This window comes from Flavobacterium soyae (assembly GCF_021245985.1).
In the GTDB taxonomy this organism is placed as follows: domain Bacteria; phylum Bacteroidota; class Bacteroidia; order Flavobacteriales; family Flavobacteriaceae; genus Flavobacterium; species Flavobacterium soyae.
In genome coordinates, this window is the sequence record NZ_JAJQXA010000002.1 from 342,952 (window position 1) to 360,990 (window position 18,039).

Sequence of the window (18,039 nt, forward strand, 5' to 3'; positions counted from 1 at the left end):
CATCACAAAACCTAAAATCTCTTCACCCAAAAATATAAACAAGACTATGACACTCATCATTTTCAACTAAAATGTACTGCACTACCTTTATTTTATTAAAACCAGCAATAAATTACAAACTGATTTAACAAATAAAAATGGAGAAGTTGATTTTAAAATTCAGTGAAATAGGAATTGATGACATTAGCAAAGTCGGAGGAAAAAATGCTTCTTTGGGTGAAATGTACAACAACCTCACTTCTAAGGGACTTCGAATTCCAAATGGATTTGCCATTACAACTAAGGCATACAAGTATTTTATAGAATATAATAAGCTGCGAGGCCCTCTGCAGGAACTTCTGGTCAAATTAGATACGGTCGATTTTGCCAATTTAGCTGAAATCGGATCTAAAGCAAGAAAGCTAATCCTTGAGGGCAGATTTCCTCTGGATCTGGAAACCAGCATAACAACAGCCTATAATTCCTTATCCAACGATAAAGAAAGAGATTTTGCCGTTGCAGTACGAAGCAGTGCCACGGCAGAAGATCTCTCTAATGCCAGCTTTGCCGGACAGCATGATTCCTATCTCAATATAAAAGGCAGTGTTCCACTTATATATGCCGTGAAATGCTGCTTTGCTTCACTTTATACTGACAGGGCAGTAAAATACAGACAGGATAAAGGTTTTGATCATAATAAAGTATTCCTTTCTGTAGGGATTCAGCAGATGGTCCGCTCAGATCTTGGCTGTTCCGGTGTGGGTTTTACACTTGAGCCCGAATCAGGATTTCGTAATGTGGTGCATATTGCCGGAACCTGGGGTCTGGGCGAAACCATTGTACAAGGCACAGTTACGCCTGATGAGTTTATTATATTTAAAACTTCACTTAAAAACAATAAAAAAGCAATACTGCAGAAAAATCTTGGAAGTAAAAGCAAAATACTGGTATACAATGATAATGCTGCCGGCACCAATTCGACAGTTCTAAAAGTAACACCCCGAAAATACAGCAGCAGCTTTGTATTGGAAGATTCAGAAATAGAAATTTTGGCGAGATGGGCCATTATAATTGAAGATTATTATCAAAAACCTATGGATTTTGAATGGGCTAAAGACGGACTCAGCGGTGAGCTTTATATTATTCAGGCAAGACCAGAAACTGTGCACTCCACAGCCAGACCTTTGTCTGTTACATCATATAAATTACAAAATAAAGGACAAGTACTCACTACCGGCGAAGCAATCGGACAGGCAATATCCAGTGGTATTGCAAGGGTATTATATTCCGTCGCCGATTTGGATCTTGTTCAGAAAGGAGATATTCTCGTAACTGATTACACAAGTCCTGACTGGGATCCAATACTTAAAAAAGCTGCCGGGATTATTACCAATAAAGGAGGAAGAACAAGCCATGCCTCTATTGTGGCCAGAGAACTTGGAACTCCAGCCATAGTGGGTACATCAAACGCTACCCAGGTAATTAAAAATGGAGACCTTATTACCCTGAGCTGCGCCGAGGGTAAAACTGGCTATGTATATAAAGATAAATTAGAGTTTACACGCACAAGTGCGGTACTTGATTCCCTTCCGCTTCCCATAAAACCTAAAGTACAGCTTATAGTCTCTGAACCTGAAAGGGCCTTCGAACTTGCATTATATCCTAATGATGGTGTAGGACTGCTTCGTTTAGAATTTATTATTACCCATAATGTAAAAATTCATCCTATGGCCCTGGTTCATCCCGAAAAAGTTACAGATCAAAAGCAAAAATCCGAAATCGACAAACTGACCCAGAATTATTCCAATAAAAAACAGTATATAATTGATAAACTTTCTCAGGGAATTTCAGTAATTGCTGCTGCCTTTTATCCTAAAGAAGTCATCGTGAGAATGAGCGATTTTAAAACCAATGAATATGCAGGACTTTTAGGAGGCACCGTTTTTGAGCCTTTGGAAGAGAACCCGATGCTGGGGTTCAGGGGAGCATCCCGCTACTATCATGAAAATTACCGCGAAGGATTTGAACTTGAATGTATGGCACTCAAAACAGTGCGCGATGAAATGGGGCTTACCAATGTAAAACTGATGATCCCTTTCTGCCGTACACCACAGGAGGGAAAAAAAGTTCTTACAATTATGGCTGATTATGGACTAAAACAGGGAGAGAACGGTCTCGAAATATATGTCATGGCCGAAATACCTTCAAACGTGCTTCTTGCCAGCGAATTTGCTAAAATTTTTGACGGGTTCTCCATTGGATCCAACGATCTCACCCAGCTTACCCTGGGCATTGACCGGGATTCTGCATTAACTGCAGCTCTCTTTGATGAACAGAACCCTGCCAGCACAAAACTCATCAGAAAAATGATCAAAACAGCTGTAAAAAAAAATAAAAAAATTGGTTTGTGCGGTCAGGCTCCAAGCGACTCCCCTTCTTTTACCGAGTTTCTGGTAAAAGAAGGAATCAGTAGTATTTCTTTTAATTCAGATGCACTCATTAATGGCATAAAACATATAAATACTGCAGTAAATAAAACTGCAGAGATAACAAACAAAAGCCTTAATGGGCAGTCAAATAAATGAATTTTAAGATGAAAAAAAGTATCTCAAAATGAATATTTAATAAGTCCGTTCATTGATATTCAAAAACATTTAACGATATTTGTTACTATGTAATTCGAATGGTATATGAAAAACCAGGCGTTGTTAAATGCTATAATTGAAAATGCAATAGACGGGATCATTACAATTAATGACAAAGGTATTGTAGAGACAATAAATCCTTCGGCATGCCGGCTTTTTTTATATGCACCCAATGATGTTATCGGGAAAAATATCTCGATACTTATGCCCTCTCCCGACAGGGAAAAACATAATTCCTATCTGGAAAGTTACAAGTCTTCAGGAGTTCCTCATATTATTGGTTATGGAAGAGATGTTTTAGGACGAAAAAAAGACGGCAATATATTTCCTTTCAGACTTGGAGTAAGCGAAGTAAAATTTGAAAATAAAAGAATTTTTGCAGGTTTTATACATGATCTGAGCCACCAAAAAGAAGCAGAAACCCGATTAATGCAGTATACCCAGCATTTGGAAGAGCTTGTAAAAGACCGGACTTTAACCTTAAACGAAACTATAGAGGCCTTAACAAATGCTAAAGAGGAAGTAAGCACCACGCTGGAGAAAGAAAAAGAACTGCATCAAATCAAAAGCAGGCTTTTATCAATGGCTTCTCACGAGTTTAGAACACCACTGAGTACTATCCAGCTTTCTTCGTCCTTAATTCAACGTTATGCAGAAGAGTTAAACACCCCAAAGATTGATGACCATATACGAAAAATAAAAAGTGCTGTTGCCAATTTAACTGTTATACTGGATGATTTCCTTCTTCTTGAAAAAGCAGAAGCCAATAAAATAACCCTCCAGATATCCTGTTTTGACCTTCAGGCTTTTATAAAAGAAATCATAGGTGAACTGAAACTTCTTACCAAAAAAAAACAGAAAATAATCAATATCCCAAATAGCGAAATTGCACTGGTAAAACTAGATAAAAATCTTCTTAAAAATTGTATCATCAATCTTATGTCTAATGCCATCAAGTATTCAGGTGAAGAGACAGAAATTGAGCTGTGGACCACTCTTGACAGTGATAAGATAACCATTAATATCAAAGATAATGGTATAGGGATACCAGAGGAAGAACATGAGCATTTATTTGAAGCCTTTTTCAGGGCTCATAATACAGGAACTATTCCTGGTACCGGTTTGGGGCTTCATATTGTTTCACGCTATGTAAAAATTATGAACGGCACTATATCGTTTAAAAGTGCTGCAAATAAAGGAACCTTGTTTACTATTGAACTGCCGCGTTTATGAATAAAGTGCTTATTATTGAAGATAGCGATAGTATAAGAGAAAATATTGTCGAAATACTGGAACTTTCAGGCTATGAAGTTTTTGCCGCTGAAAATGGCAAAAAAGGAGTTGAACTTGCTCTTAAAACCATTCCTGATATTGTACTGTGCGATATCATGATGCCCGAACTTGATGGTTATGGCGTAGTACATATTCTACATAAAAATCCCCAGACGCAGGCTGCACCTATTATATTTTTAACCGCCAAAGCGGAAAGAGCCGATATTCGAAAAGGTATGGAACTGGGGGTTGATGACTACCTTACCAAACCTTTTGACGACTTGGAACTTTTGAGGGCTATTGAAACGAGACTCAAAAAAAAAGAAGCACAGCAGCTTTTCTATGGACAGAGTGCCGAAAACCTCAATACAATTATTTCCAAAGAAGACGGACTTTCGAAACTTAAAGAAATTATGCTTGAGAGGAGTTCGAGAAAGTATAAAAAAAATCAATGCATTCATTATGAAGGTGATCGTGTGACAGGTATTTATTATATCATAAGCGGAAAAGTTAAAACTGTAAAGCTTACCGAAGAAGGCCGCGAGCTTATTACAGGTATTTATAAAGAAAATGATTATCTGGATATCAGTATTTTATTTTCAAATGATACTTATAATGATACTACAATTGCTCTTGAAGATACAGAATTAAGTTTCCTGCCCATTGAACAGCTCGACAAACTGCTGTTTCTCTATCCGGATATAGGAACCAAATTTATTAAAATCCTTTCCAATGATATGAAGGATAAAGAATCCCGCCTTCTGCAAATTGCCTATATGTCGGTAAGAAAAAGAATAGCCCAGGGAATCGTACATTTATTTCAGCAGCACAGCCCTGACGGCTTCACTATCAAGTTCAGCCGGGATGATCTGGCAGCTTTCTCCGGTACGTCTCCTGAAACAGTTAGCCGCACTCTGACCGATTTTAAGGAAGAAGGATTAATTGAAAAAACAGCCAGCACAATCCATATTCTTAATTTAGATAAACTCAGTAAAATTAAAAACTGATTTTTCATTTATGATCTATATCACTTTATCAAGTGATTTTTCTCATTCTTTTGACAGGTGATACGTTGTATTTTTGGGTAATTCATTTTAGAAATGTTTAACTTAAATTTTTTAAACGATGACGACACTTGTTACAACAAAGAAAAAAAACAGCTCACATCCGAGCATTTTTGAAGATTTTTTTACTGATCGTTTTCTTGAATTCCCTCCATTTTTTGCCTTTACTAATCAAAAAGGGGCATTCATACCTCACGCAAATGTAATTGAAAACAGTGCTGATTTTGAAATTGAAATCGCAGCACCTGGTCTTACCAGTAAAGATTTTAAGGCCGAAATAAAAAATGGCATTTTACAAATTAGTGCCGAAAAAGAAGAGGAATCTGAAGAAGAAGATAAAAACTTTAGAAAAAAAGAATTCTCCTTTAGCTCCTTCAGCCGTTCTTTTGTTCTCCCTGAAAATATAGCAGCAGATAAAATTGATGCCAAATATAAAAACGGGGTATTAAAACTGACCCTTCCTAAAAAGAAAAGCAGTCCTGCTAAACCGGTACAACAGATTACAATAAGCTGATTATAAAATGCAGGATGTCTTCATGGACATCCTGCATTTTATAATCTTAGATCAGTTCAAAACCAAACCCCTTGTTATGAAAGTTATTAAACACTCAGGGCATATTGTACCTTTTGACAAACAAAAATTAAAGCTTTCCCTCCAAAAATCCGGCGCTGCCCCTGACTTGATAGAGCAGTCTTTACAGCTTATAGAAAACCAGATCTATGAAGGTATCACTACAAAAGAAATATACAAACTGGCTTTTGCAATCTTAAAAAAAGCTTCAAACGGGCATGCAGCGAGGTACAATCTGCGCTATGCATTACAGCTTCTAGGTCCGCATGGTTTTTTCTTTGAAAAATTCATTTCCAGATTATATGAAACAGAAGGGTTTGATACCAAAACAAACTTAACACTTCAGGGTAAATGTGTGTCCCATGAAATTGACGTTGCACTTAAAAAAGAAAATACGGTGTGGATGATTGAATGTAAGTTTCACAGCAGCAGAGAAAGTTCCTCAGATGTAAAAGTCCCCATGTATATCCTTTCGCGTTTTAATGATCTTAAAATCCGGGAACATATTGTTTTTTCCAATAAAGAAACTTTCAGTTCCTGTATCATAGTAACCAACAACCGTTTTACAAAAGATGCTGAGACTTTTGCAGTCTGCTCCGGAATTGGTCTTTTAAGCTGGGACTACCCTAAAGACAACAGCATCAAAAACAAAATAGACAAAGGGAGACTTTACCCTGTAACCTGTTTGACAACTCTTTCTATGGTTGAGAAAGAAAAACTGCTTATTTTGGATCAGATTCTCGTCAAAGACATTATTAATGATTCAAAAAGCCTTTCTAAAATTGGACTAAGTGAAAACAGGATCAGAAATGTATTAAAAGAGGCTTCACAAATTTGTAACTTTATTTAAAATGAAAATAAAATTTATAGGAGGTGCCGGAACCGTGACAGGTTCAAAAACCCTCATAGAAAGTAATGGGGTAAGAATTTTAGTAGACTGTGGTCTTTTTCAGGGTCTTAAAGTACTTCGGGAACTCAACTGGGAACCTTTGCCTGTCCTGGCTTCCACGATTGACTGCGTACTGCTTACCCATGGTCATTTAGACCACTGCGGCTGGCTGCCAAGGCTGATAGATCAGGGATTTAAAGGAAAAATATACTGTACAGGTCCTACAAAAGCTGTCGCTGAGCTTGTTCTGATGGACAGCGCCAAAATACAGCAGGAAGAAGCCGACAGGGCCAATAGAGAGCATTATTCAAAACATACACCGGCAGAACCTCTCTATACTGTACAGCAGGCAGAGTGTGTTTTTCCTTTTTTTAAAGTCATTTATACAAATGAATCAGTAGTTATAGCCAATGAAATTACCGCGGTTTTTTCAAATGCAGGACATATAATCGGTGCCTGCAGCATTACGTTAAATCTGGAAGGAAAAACACTGGTTTTCTCTGGCGATATAGGACGTGATGATGATGTATTGATGTTTGCACCGCAAAAACCTTCTCAGGCAGATTATCTCTTTTTAGAGAGTACCTATGGTAATCGTCTTCATCCTGATCTTGACCCAAAGAAAGAACTTGAAAAATTTATCAATGACACAATAAATCTCAAAGGAACGGTAATCATTCCCGGATTTGCTGTAGAACGCGTCCAGTCCATAATGTATCTCTTATGGGAGCTTAAAAAAGAAGGCCGGATTCCAAATGTGCCTTATATCCTGGATACTCCTATGGGGGCAGGTGTGCTTAATATCTTTCAGGAAAATCTGAAATGGCATAAACTCTCCAGCGATGACTGTCATCAAATGTGCAGCATGTTTAAAATAGTTTCTGAATTTCAGCAGACTATCCGAATTATTGAGGATCCCCAGCCAAAAGTCATTTTAGCAGCAAGCGGTATGGCTACAGGCGGCCGTGTTTTATCATACTTTGAGCATTATATAAGTATGGAAAAAACTACAGTTATAATTGTCGGTTATCAAGCCGAAGGAACACGCGGGAGAAAACTCCTGGAGGGAGCAGATGAAATAAAAATATATGGAAATTACTACACTGTTAAAGCCAAAATTGTACAGATAGAAGGATTATCTGCTCATGCAGACCAGAAAGGTCTTGTAAACTGGCTCTCAGATCTTAAAAATGCTCCCAAATTCATTTATTTGGTTCATGGCGAGAATCAGCCGGCAGATGAACTGCGAATTAAAATTAAAGACCAATATGGATATAACTGCAGTGCCGCTTTAATGGGCAGTGAGATAGAAGTTTAAATTTTAGTTAATCACCTTTTCTAAGATATTTTACTCCCTCAAACCATAATACCGACAAAGTACCTATAGTTAAACAGACAGCCGATTGAAAAAATGAGATTAATTCAAAATCAAACAAAGATCGTAAAAATGGTATGGCAAACAGCAGAATAACCAATAGTATTGTAATACTAATTATAATAGCAACCATGGCATTTTTATATCGCAGCGTTACCAATAAGGAATAATGAAAAGATCTGTTGACAAGAGTAAGTAAAACATTGGCCGTGATTAAAGTTAAAAAAACCATGCTTCTGGTGGCAGCTTCTCCTAAATTACCGTATACTGACCATTGATATACCAGTAAAACTCCCAGAGTTATCATAATCCCCTGAAACAAACTGATCATAATTTCTTTTGCATTAAAAAAAGCTGCTTGTAAAGATCTTGGTGGTTTTTGCATAATATCATTCTCGGCTGGTTCGTTCTCATATAATATTGAACAAGTCGGCCCCATCACAAGTTCAAGCAGAATAACGTGCAAAGGGCTTAGGATATTAGGATAAAGCCAGCCTAAAGCCAGCGGAATAAAAATAATGAGAATAATAGGAATATGTATCGATATAATATAACGTATCGCTTTTTTCAGATTGACATAAATTTTCCTTCCCGCAGCAACTGCTTCTACCATTTTTGAAAGATCATCCTCAACAAGGATAAGCGAAGCCGCATTTTTTGCTATTGCAGTTCCCTTTTTCCCCATTGCAATACCAATATGTGCCGCTTTTAGTGATGGGCCGTCATTGACACCGTCTCCTGTCATAGCAACAATTTGTCCGTTAGCTTTTAAAGCATTAACAATTCTTAATTTAGCATCGGGAAACATACGGCTGAAAACATTAATATCCATTACTATAGCTTGCAGGTCTGAATCCGTCATTTCCATAAGTTTCTCTCCTGTAATAGTTTTATCAAAGCCCTGAAAACCTATCTCCTGAGCAATTGATGCTGTAGTTCTGGCATTATCTCCGGTAATAATCTTAACTGCTATTCCAGCCTTGTAAAAAGATTTCAGCACCTGTTCAATATTGTCTTTTGGAGGGTCATAAAAAGCAATTAAACCTTCGAAAATAAATCGAATTTCCTGCTGTGTTTTAGGATATTCGCTGCCCTCCAGGTCAGCCTTTGCTACACCGAGAACCCTGTAGCCTTTGCTGGTTAGAGTATCAAGCGCAGCGGTTATTATTTTATATTCAGAAGATGAAAGATGACAGACTTCCAAAATCGCTTCAGGTGCTCCTTTTGACGCAATAATTCGGCTGCCGTACTGATCTTCAAAAACGTGTGTCATCATAGGCGGCTTTCCTGACAAGGGATATTCATGAACCATTTTAAAATCCGTTCTTAAATCTTGGCCAGCGATTTTTTTATAAGCATTATGCAGTGTAACTTCCATAGGATCAAAAGCTATTGGTTCACTTGCCCACATTGCGGTTGTTATGAGTTCACGTGCCTTTATTAAATTAGAAAAAACTTCTGGAGACAGCTCCAATCCCAAAGGAATCCAAAGTTTTGCGAGTTCCATTTTATTCTGGGTAATTGTCCCTGTTTTATCGGTACAGATAACCGTAGCACTGCCTAATGCTTCAACAGTTTTCATCTGTTTCACGACAATACCCATTTTCATCAGTCTTTGTGCTCCCAAAGCCATAAAAGTTGTGAAAGCAACCGGAATCTCCTCAGGCAGTATGCTCATCGCTAAAGTAAGGGCCATTAAAAGACTTTTCTCAATACTGCCTATTTTTGAATAGTTGATAATCCATACCAAAATAAATACAAGAGCGCCTGCTAAAACCATTTTTTTTACAAAACTGCCAATTTGAAGTTCCAAAGGTGTTTTCTCTTTTTTAACACCTTCAAGACTGGTTCCTATTTTGCCCAATCTGGTCTGGACACCAATATCTGATACCTTCACAATAGCAAGTCCGCTGGCAACTGTAGTACCTGAAAATACTTTATTATCTTCTATTTCTGAATCCTTGAAAACAGCCATAGACTCACCAGTTAATATAGACTCATTTACTGAAAAATCATTGGAACGCATTATTACACCATCTGCCGGCACTAAACTGCCTTCTTCAACAATAATTGTATCACCTTTCACAATATCCTGAGTCATTATCTTTTGATGCTTTCCCTGACGGATGACTTGATACAAAGGCTGCACAAACTCCTGCAGTGCTGCTAATGCATTTCGACTTCTTCTATCCTGATAAATCGATATGGCGGCAATAAATAAAATCGAAACAGTAAGAAATACAGCATCACTATACTGTTTATTACTATAGTAAATCCCTGAGGCAAGAAACAGTAAAAGAATCATTGGTTCTGAAAAAATGCTTTTTAAAAAGGAATAGACTCTATTCTCTTTTTTATACTCTAACGTGTTCAAACCATTTTTTTTTCTGCTCTCAGCAACTTCATCGAGACTTAATCCTCTTAATTCCTGTTCCTTTATATTCATAATATTGTTAAATAAAAATTAATCTAAAACAATTCAAAAACACAAAACAGTTTCTTAAAAAACTATCCCTAAAGCATATCAGTTTCTATTGTACGACAACCGAAGGAAATATATGTATCCTGATCTTTAAAGAATTTAATACCAGGCTGTGTTCTCTGCACAATGAAAAAATCTTTAAGGTTTTATTGATCTGACTCCTTTCAATAATTACAATAGTAGGTCTTATCAGGATATCTGTTATTTCAGAAACTTTATCAGATATTGCAACGGATGCTCTAATGCTGCTTTTGTAGCTTTTATAATTAATCCCCTTATTTTTTGCTGTTCTTAAAAATGCCGTCATATAGGAGCTGGCAACAGAGGCAATAAACAAATGCTCTGCAGACCAGATATCATCATTTACATGGCTAAGACAGTAGTGGGCCGCTATCTGGATCTTATCCTTAAAAAGCAGTGAACTCACTTCTGCATTTTCATCCTCTTTCCAGTGAAGATCTACCTGATATTCCTGTGAAGTTTCCATAATGATTTTTAATATGATTTAATACAGAAAGTACATTTTTAATAAAGAAGATTAATTTATGAAACATATACTTTATAAGAAATAAGTATTGTGCTAAATTAATTATTTACTGAATAAAACTATATGATATTCATCACATTACCTGAAGTTTTCTAAAAGTAAAACCTGATCAATATCATTTTGATTTGACTACTGTATTTTATGCTAACTTCAAAAAAACAATTAACAAATCATAGTATTTAGTGTTTACAACCTATGCAGTTAAACAAAATTACTATTTATACTGTCGCTGCAATTCTTTAATGTTTCCAAAAAACTGCATTTATACAATATTTTTTATAATCATGCTAAAAAGCTTTTGATCAGTACTGTTTCATTATCCGGACCTTTGCCGCAGAGTACTTAAATATGTCTAAAATCATTTTAACAAATGATAAGCATCATTTCCTTCTTTAGAGTTTTAATGCAATTTTACCAAACAGAACTCACAGATATAAATTCTAAATTTCATCATATTAACACTAAAGAAAATAATAAATAACCGGCCATGAAAAATCATAAATTATTTGTAGCGCATTTTCAAACTCAGCAGCAGGCAGAAGATGCAATAATAAAGCTTAAAAGACGAGGTTATGACATTACAAAACTATCGCTGATAGGCACGGATTGTTATACCGAACAGAATGTTCTGGGGTATTACAGTATTTACGATCAAATGGAAAAATGGAGTTCCATCGGATTATTTGCAGTAGGCTTAACCTCAATGATATTTGGCTCTTTATTCTTTTTTGATCTTGGAGTTGGCATGCCTAATATTAAAATGCCTATTATATATGCTTGTATAGCAATACTTATAGGAGCTGTAATTCCACTGATTGCTATTGCATTTTCAAAAAATAAGAACATCGAGTATAAAACCGAAATCAGAGCTCATAAATTTATGCTTTGTGCTGAGCTGCCTGCTGATAAAATTGAAAAAATACAGGCCATTCTTCACATACATCTTCCAAAAGAGAACTCACTTTCTGAGAAAGAAAATCAAGTACTGCTGGAAAACTAATAAAAATAGATCAAAAAACTTTATTAATTAACTGTCTTAAATTAAAGTAAAATGAAAACTGATGAAGAATTACAAAGAGATGTGCAAAATGCCATTAAATGGGAACCACAGCTTCATGCTGCAGAAATTGGAGTAACTGCTAAAAATGGTATAGTAACCCTTATGGGAACCGTAGATGCTTATTTCAAAAAAATCGAAGCAGAGAGTGCTGCTAAAAATGTAGATGGTGTAAAAGCAGTTGTAGAGGAAATTGACGTAAGATATTCCAGTAACACAAAATCGGATAATGATATTGCAAATGATGTTCTAAAAGCACTAATTGACTGCTGGTCAGTTCCAAACGAAAATTTAAAAGTAAAAGTAGAAGACGGATGGATTACACTTGAAGGCCATGTTACCTGGAATTATCAAAAAGAGGCAGCAAACAACGCTATTGCATATCTGCCAGGTGTCAAAGGGGTGACCAACCGCATCAAAATCAAATCTGAAATACAAAATGAAATTGAGAAAAAAGATGTTGAAAGAGCCTTAAAAAATAACTGGACACTTCGTTCACAAGACATTCTGGTTCGTGTAGACGGTACAAAAGTAACTTTAACAGGAGTAGTTTCCTCACTGTACCAAAAAGATCTGGCCGAAAAAACAGCTTGGAAAACACCTGGTATTTGGTCTGTAGACAACCAGCTCGTTGTGGAGCATAAATATACTCCTATTGTATAGTAAAGTTCTTCTATTAATTCCTTTTCTTTTTGCTCTGCTGCAAACTACAGAAGGAATCTATATGGTACTTTCAGAAAAAAAAGGCTCACAGATTCAACAAAAAACAAGCAAAGATTAATTTGACTTAAAATTAAATCTGCAGATCACAAAAACAAATTTTAAAAATTTAGTATTATGGAACCAAGTTGGATTATATTATCCTTTACAGGATTGATCGTATTGTCAGCGATGATTTTTGTAGTCATACGCAATATAAAAGACAAAAAGAAATTTGAAGAAGATTTAAACAAGCCTTCACATCATTATGAAGAGGAATCTGAGGTACATGATTTAAAATGAAAATTAATTTAACTCAACAGTTTATTATGATAATTTAAAATAATTCAGCCCATGAAAACAATTGCAATTTATATTCTTTTCTTAATTACAACAGCTCTGATATTGCTCAACCGGTATACTGCATTGTATATTAATAATTCTATTGTGCATTTTATAATACTCTATACGGCTGTCCTTACTTTCGTTTTTATAATTGGTTCATTTTGGGGTAAACTCAAAAATTCAAAGTCCAGATTCATTACTGCATTCATTGTTGCAATATTATGTTTCATTAACTCTTTCCTGACTTGGGGCGGAGACTGGAAAACACAGAACGTTTTATATCAAAATATAAAAAACCCTGATAAAACTATAGAATTCCAAATGAGAGGCGATCGTTTTTCATTTGGTTATAAAAAACGTATTGTAAACCGGCTTAAATTATTTCCTGCATTTGACTGGACAACAGACATAGATACCGCAGAGATTAATAGCAAAGAATGGAAAAAAATTAACAAATATTTAAACGAAATGGAATTTCCTGAACAGCAGCAGTAAATTAATTTCCTCTTTTACATCACCTTATTTTCATATCTTAAAATTTTATAACCATGAAAAAAATTCTTGTTACAACAGACTTATCTAATAACTCAAAGACAGCGGTGCGTTTTGCTATACAGCTTGCTTCTCAGGCTCCTTATGAATTGACTTTCTACCATGCAGATACCTCATTTATAATAGATCCATATGCGGCCGTTACCTTTGTCGATATACCTCCAACGGATAATAAAGTACAGCAAAAAGAACTTATAAAATTTGTAAATACTCTTTATAAACAAACTGGAAAAGTCCCCGGTAAAATTAATTTTATTGCAGAGAGCAGGCTCGATGTAAGCAGCGCTGTTATTGACTGTGCCGCAAAAATTAAAGCCGATTATATATGTATTGGCACCCGTGGAGGCGGACTAATCAATAAATTACTGGGCAGCCATGCGTCCCGAATTTTAAGCGAATCTCCGGTTCCAATTTTTGTAGTGCCCCGATATTACCGTGTAAAACCCTTAAAATCGATATTGTATCCATCTGACATTGAAAACTTTCCGCATGAAATTCAGTTGGTTAAAAAGTTCTCAGCTTTATTTGACGCCGCAATATCAGTCTATCACTATGATTATTTTAGCAATGAAAAGCAGATAAAAAACAAACTAAATGACATTGAACGTAAATTTCAATCTGAGAAAATTACCTTTTATTTTAAAAAGCTTTCCACTGAAAATTCATTACTAAAAAATCTTCAAATTGATATTATAATTACAAAACCATCTATTATAATAATGTTTACAAAAGAAGACCGCACTTGGTTTGAACAGCTCTTGCAGTCTGTCAAAACTGCTGAAAAAGGTTTTGATACCAGAACACCAATGCTTGTCTATAGAAAAGAATAAAAAAGCAGGCAGACTAAATCCAATACGAACCTGCCAGTCTTTATTTTAAAGATGTAATGTCTGTTTTTTTAATTCTCACTTCTTTACATGCTGACAATTACTACGTCTGGTTCAGTTTACGGCAATTCGTATACATTAAATTCACATAAAGCCGCTTCAAGTTTTAATTTTTCCTGAAGATAATCGACTTTTAATGAATCTAATGTATAGCTTACATTTTCATCAAAATGTTCTGTACTGACTTCATAATCTTTAATATACTTAACTTTCTTTTTCAATCTCTCTAAATGATACTGCGTAATTACAATATTATTTTTAGTTCTTCCTCTCCTATCGTGGTTTTCAATCTCACGTTTAATAATTGAATTAGCCGAGGCAATTACGCTGTCAGCCTCTCTATTAAAAGAGAACCATTCTCTAAGTGTTTGACGCTCAATATCTGCAGCCTGAACCAAATCTTGATTAATTTCATCTTCATTCGAATTAACGCCTGTTTTATCCTGGCACGAATATATCAGTGCAGCGATCATGCCCATTATGCTCAATTTTGTCTTCATACTGTTATGATTTAAAATATTAGTTTTACCCTTTACGTATTGATTGTTTTTACTAAAAAATGTTCCCAAAATATTGATCTAAACTGAAAAATTTATGCCATATTAAACTCTATAAAATGGTATCTCTCATCGATTATTTAACATGTACTCAAAGTAGATACTTAAAAAAAACAAACTACTACTTGAAAGATGATTCTGGTCATATTTCCTTCAAAGTGATAACTATAACTTTACTATGAATTTTAATAAGAGTCAAAATGAAAACAAGTGTATATATTATCGTAATGTCATCTCTTTTAATGATTCAGTGCTCAAGCACAAGCATCATTAGTACATACAAATCAGCACAAATGGTGAATCTTGAAAAAGGAAAAATCATCGTAACTGCATTAACAAAAGATTCTGATAAAGAGCTGCGAAAAAAAATGGAGAATCACATGGCCGATGATTTATGCAATCTAGGTTATAATGCAGTATGCTCTATTGAGTTGTACGGCTTAAATACACTTAACGGTCAGGATGAAAAACTGATATTGAGTAAACTTCAGCAGGAAAATGTAAGTGCAGTATTGACTATTGTTCTGCTTCGCCGCGATAAAGAAAAATACCATGCTCCAGCCAGTATGTACGACATATCAAATCAATATCGCCATAGCGGTTTTTACCCTTACTATGCCGCTGTTTATGGCAAAATTTATGAGGAAGGCTACTATATTGACAATACATCTTATTTCTGGGAAAGTAATCTATACAGTTTATCCGATCAAAAACTGCTTTATTCAGTTCGTACTGAGTCCTTCAACCCTTCTGGCATTTCTAGTCTTGCCCATCAATATGGGAAATTAATAATAAAAGATATGCTGGCAAAAAATGTAATCAGAGATCTTAATAAATAAAAATTCATTTATAATATAGAATCTACAAAACACTAAAAACATCCTTCATTTTCAAATTGAAATTTTGGTTTGAGTCCGTAACGCTTAATACTGTGTTCGATAATAAAAAGTCTTGCCTGCTCAATATCATCAGTAACCATAAAAAGCTTTAAATCCAATTCATTAATAGTTCCTTGCTGTTTCATTGAATTTATGTGTTCAATGAGTGCCTTATGATATGGGGTATTAAATATGATTATCGGAAAATTTCTAATCTTTCCTGTTTGCATAAGTGTCAGAGATTCAAAATACTCATCCATTGTTCCAAAACCTCCCGGCATTACTATAAAGGCGAAAGAATATTTAACTAAAAGTATCTTGCGTACAAAAAAATGTTTTACCTGTACCCACTTATCAAGATAAGAATTGAGATTTTGATCAATTGGAAGCTTTATGTTACAGCCTACAGATTTTCCTCCGGCTTCTTTTGCTCCACGATTCGCAGCTTCCATTAAACCGGGCCCTCCGCCTGTCATAATCGTAAAACCAAGCTTTGCATATTCTCCCGCTGCTTTTCTTGCAAATTCATAATAAGGATGGTCTTCACTAAAACGTGCTGATCCAAAAAAAGTAATACAGGGACCTATCGAATAAAGTTTCCTAAAACATCTTATCAATTCCAATAAAGTAGACGCTATAAATTTCAGTTCCGCAAATCTTGACTGAGGGCCTTCTAAAAACTTAATTTCTGCCTTTTCATTTTGATTTATCATAATCCTTAATTTAAATCCTGCTAATTATCCGCTTTTTTTTTATCTGATTTTAACACAAATATGGCTGTTCAAGATCCACTTTTAAATGATTAACAACTTTTATTACCCCAGGAGTTTTATAGGCAATTCTCTCCGCTTCTTCCTTCTGAAAAATTGAGCCGACCGTACCTGAAAGCTGAACGGTTGCACCGGCAACCTGAATATCTATTTCATCCATATCAAAAGCCCAATGTCTGCGGAGCGCTTTTTCAAGTATTTCCTTTTCTGCCTGATCATAGAGTTCCCTCTTAAGTTTTATGTTATTGGTAACATCCCTTACTCCAGCTTGATTTCTAATTATATCCAGAGCTGTTTCCCTTTGAAAATTCCATGGTACTATCCCCTCTGCTGTTACACTTCCTCTCTCGACAGTCAGACTAATTGTATTTTGAGGAACAATTAGATTTTCTTTTAACTTTTTTACAATCTTTGCTGCAATATCCTGATCAGAAAAAAATAAAGTACTGTCAATTTTTACTTCAATTTCATCTACGATTGCCGCCACTCCTTTAATTTTCTTTGCAGCATGCAGTGCCTCTGTTTTTTTTACCAGATTGTCCACAGTTCCATTAAGGGTAACAATCCCTTCTTTGATAATAACACCAATTTCAGCCGCATGCAGCATTGGTTCGAACTTTATCGCTTCCTGTATTTCCCGTTGTAATACCTCATTATTTTTCATGATTTTTTTGTTTTTATTTATCCTAATCAAATTCTACCAAAATTTCATTATCTACAAACCACACCCCAGGCGTATCCCATGCAATTTTCTCTGCTTCTTCTTTCTGGAAAAGCGAACTGACAATACCACTTAAAAAAATTGTTTTTCCATCAACCCTGACTTTTATATTATCAACTTCCAGAAGCCAGCTTCTGCGAAGTGCTTTCTCAACCAGTTCTTTTTTTATTTCATTTTTTACTTCCGCTTCTATCTTTATCTTGTCAATTACACCTCTGACTCCATTAAGATAGCGTATGGCATTATCGGCGGCCTTTCTTTGGAAATTCCAATGTAAAATTCCTTTAAGTGTCACCCAGCCGTCTTTAACGGTTACTTCTATCTTATGATCGGGCACTGCCCAGTTTTCATGCAGGGCCTTAGTCACTAAATTTGTAATTTCTTTATCACTTTTAATGGCTGAAGTAAATAAATCCACTTTTACATTATTAACTACATCTTTCACTCCCGGAATTTTTTTAACGACATGTTCAGCTTCTTTTTTCTGCGCATAAGTATCTACTGTTCCTTCAAGATTAACTGCGCCTTCACTGACATGGACATCAATTTCATTAGTATGCAGAAGAGGTTCCCATTTAAGGGCTTCCTTGACTTCCTTTCTTAAAACATCATTATTTTTTTTCATGACTCTTTTTTTTTATATGTACACTAATTTAATACTGCATCAAATACACTGCCTACAGTAAAACAAAATTGGATAAAGAATACAGTAAAAAAAATGATCTTCATCAGTCGTAAAAATGACCTGA

Annotated in this window: 18 protein-coding genes; 12 read left to right on the forward strand and 6 right to left on the reverse strand. The window is 35.4% G+C overall.

What is annotated here, in order from left to right; all coding sequences use genetic code 11:
* The first annotated feature begins 137 nt into the window (after positions 1-137).
* From ppsA to LUU93_RS03840, 6 genes are all read left to right on the forward strand, one after another.
* Positions 138-2,564, forward strand: coding sequence for a phosphoenolpyruvate synthase (gene ppsA / locus LUU93_RS03815; protein ID WP_232678473.1), 2,427 nt, complete (start codon positions 138-140; stop codon positions 2,562-2,564).
* Between the two features lie 105 nt (positions 2,565-2,669).
* Complete coding sequence (locus tag LUU93_RS03820) at positions 2,670-3,857, forward strand: PAS domain-containing sensor histidine kinase (protein WP_232678476.1); 1,188 nt, start codon at positions 2,670-2,672, stop codon at positions 3,855-3,857.
* Entirely contained in the window at positions 3,854-4,903 is a 1,050-nt protein-coding gene (locus LUU93_RS03825) for a response regulator (RefSeq protein ID WP_232678478.1), read from the forward strand. Before LUU93_RS03820 ends, LUU93_RS03825 begins: the two co-directional genes overlap by 4 nt.
* A 118-nt stretch (positions 4,904-5,021) precedes the next feature.
* Positions 5,022-5,474 carry an Hsp20/alpha crystallin family protein gene (locus tag LUU93_RS03830; protein WP_232678480.1) on the forward strand — a complete coding sequence of 151 codons (453 nt, stop codon included), beginning with the start codon at positions 5,022-5,024 and terminating at the stop codon, positions 5,472-5,474.
* A gap of 76 nt (positions 5,475-5,550) precedes the next feature.
* The gene (locus LUU93_RS03835) at positions 5,551-6,381 is read left to right on the forward strand and encodes an ATP cone domain-containing protein (RefSeq protein WP_232678482.1); all 831 of its coding nucleotides are present in this window, start codon (positions 5,551-5,553) and stop codon (positions 6,379-6,381) included.
* A 1-nt stretch (position 6,382) separates the two neighbouring features.
* Positions 6,383-7,738 carry an MBL fold metallo-hydrolase RNA specificity domain-containing protein gene (locus LUU93_RS03840; protein ID WP_232678484.1) on the forward strand — a complete coding sequence of 452 codons (1,356 nt, stop codon included), beginning with the start codon at positions 6,383-6,385 and terminating at the stop codon, positions 7,736-7,738.
* 7 nt (positions 7,739-7,745) lie between these two features.
* Here LUU93_RS03840 and LUU93_RS03845 read toward each other — a convergent pair whose 3' ends face one another.
* Positions 7,746-10,241, reverse strand: a complete 2,496-nt coding sequence (locus LUU93_RS03845; protein ID WP_232678486.1) for a cation-translocating P-type ATPase — start codon at positions 10,239-10,241, stop codon at positions 7,746-7,748.
* An 85-nt stretch (positions 10,242-10,326) separates the two neighbouring features.
* Complete coding sequence (locus LUU93_RS03850) at positions 10,327-10,764, reverse strand: OsmC family protein (RefSeq protein WP_232678488.1); 438 nt, start codon at positions 10,762-10,764, stop codon at positions 10,327-10,329.
* Positions 10,765-11,311: 547 nt separating this feature from the next.
* Between LUU93_RS03850 and LUU93_RS03855 the strand changes: the two genes are divergently transcribed.
* The 5 genes from LUU93_RS03855 to LUU93_RS03875 all read left to right on the forward strand — a co-directional run bounded on the left by LUU93_RS03855 (position 11,312) and on the right by LUU93_RS03875 (position 14,307).
* Positions 11,312-11,824, forward strand: coding sequence for a hypothetical protein (locus tag LUU93_RS03855; RefSeq protein ID WP_232678490.1), 513 nt, complete (start codon positions 11,312-11,314; stop codon positions 11,822-11,824).
* A 51-nt stretch (positions 11,825-11,875) separates the two neighbouring features.
* Entirely contained in the window at positions 11,876-12,544 is a 669-nt protein-coding gene (locus LUU93_RS03860; RefSeq protein ID WP_232678492.1) for a BON domain-containing protein, read from the forward strand.
* 174 nt (positions 12,545-12,718) lie between these two features.
* Complete coding sequence (locus LUU93_RS03865) at positions 12,719-12,883, forward strand: FeoB-associated Cys-rich membrane protein (protein WP_232678494.1); 165 nt, start codon at positions 12,719-12,721, stop codon at positions 12,881-12,883.
* A 51-nt stretch (positions 12,884-12,934) separates the two neighbouring features.
* Positions 12,935-13,420 (forward strand): hypothetical protein, encoded by a 486-nt coding sequence (locus tag LUU93_RS03870; RefSeq protein ID WP_232678496.1) that lies wholly within the window; start codon positions 12,935-12,937, stop codon positions 13,418-13,420.
* 53 nt (positions 13,421-13,473) lie between these two features.
* A complete protein-coding gene (locus tag LUU93_RS03875; RefSeq protein ID WP_232678498.1) occupies positions 13,474-14,307 on the forward strand; it encodes a universal stress protein in 834 nt (277 codons plus the stop codon).
* Between the two features lie 116 nt (positions 14,308-14,423).
* Here LUU93_RS03875 and LUU93_RS03880 read toward each other — a convergent pair whose 3' ends face one another.
* Positions 14,424-14,864 (reverse strand): hypothetical protein, encoded by a 441-nt coding sequence (locus LUU93_RS03880; protein ID WP_232678500.1) that lies wholly within the window; start codon positions 14,862-14,864, stop codon positions 14,424-14,426.
* Positions 14,865-15,121: 257 nt separating this feature from the next.
* On the opposite strand from LUU93_RS03880, the gene LUU93_RS03885 reads away from it, so the two are divergent.
* Complete coding sequence (locus tag LUU93_RS03885; RefSeq protein ID WP_232678502.1) at positions 15,122-15,760, forward strand: hypothetical protein; 639 nt, start codon at positions 15,122-15,124, stop codon at positions 15,758-15,760.
* Positions 15,761-15,792: 32 nt separating this feature from the next.
* Here LUU93_RS03885 and LUU93_RS03890 read toward each other — a convergent pair whose 3' ends face one another.
* The 3 genes from LUU93_RS03890 to LUU93_RS03900 are packed head-to-tail and all read right to left on the reverse strand — an operon-like array spanning position 15,793 to position 17,915.
* Positions 15,793-16,512, reverse strand: a complete 720-nt coding sequence (locus LUU93_RS03890) for an LOG family protein (protein WP_232678504.1) — start codon at positions 16,510-16,512, stop codon at positions 15,793-15,795.
* 49 nt (positions 16,513-16,561) lie between these two features.
* A complete protein-coding gene (locus LUU93_RS03895) occupies positions 16,562-17,233 on the reverse strand; it encodes a BON domain-containing protein (RefSeq protein ID WP_232678506.1) in 672 nt (223 codons plus the stop codon).
* A 22-nt stretch (positions 17,234-17,255) separates the two neighbouring features.
* Entirely contained in the window at positions 17,256-17,915 is a 660-nt protein-coding gene (locus LUU93_RS03900; RefSeq protein ID WP_232678508.1) for a BON domain-containing protein, read from the reverse strand.
* Positions 17,916-18,039 lie beyond the last annotated feature (124 nt).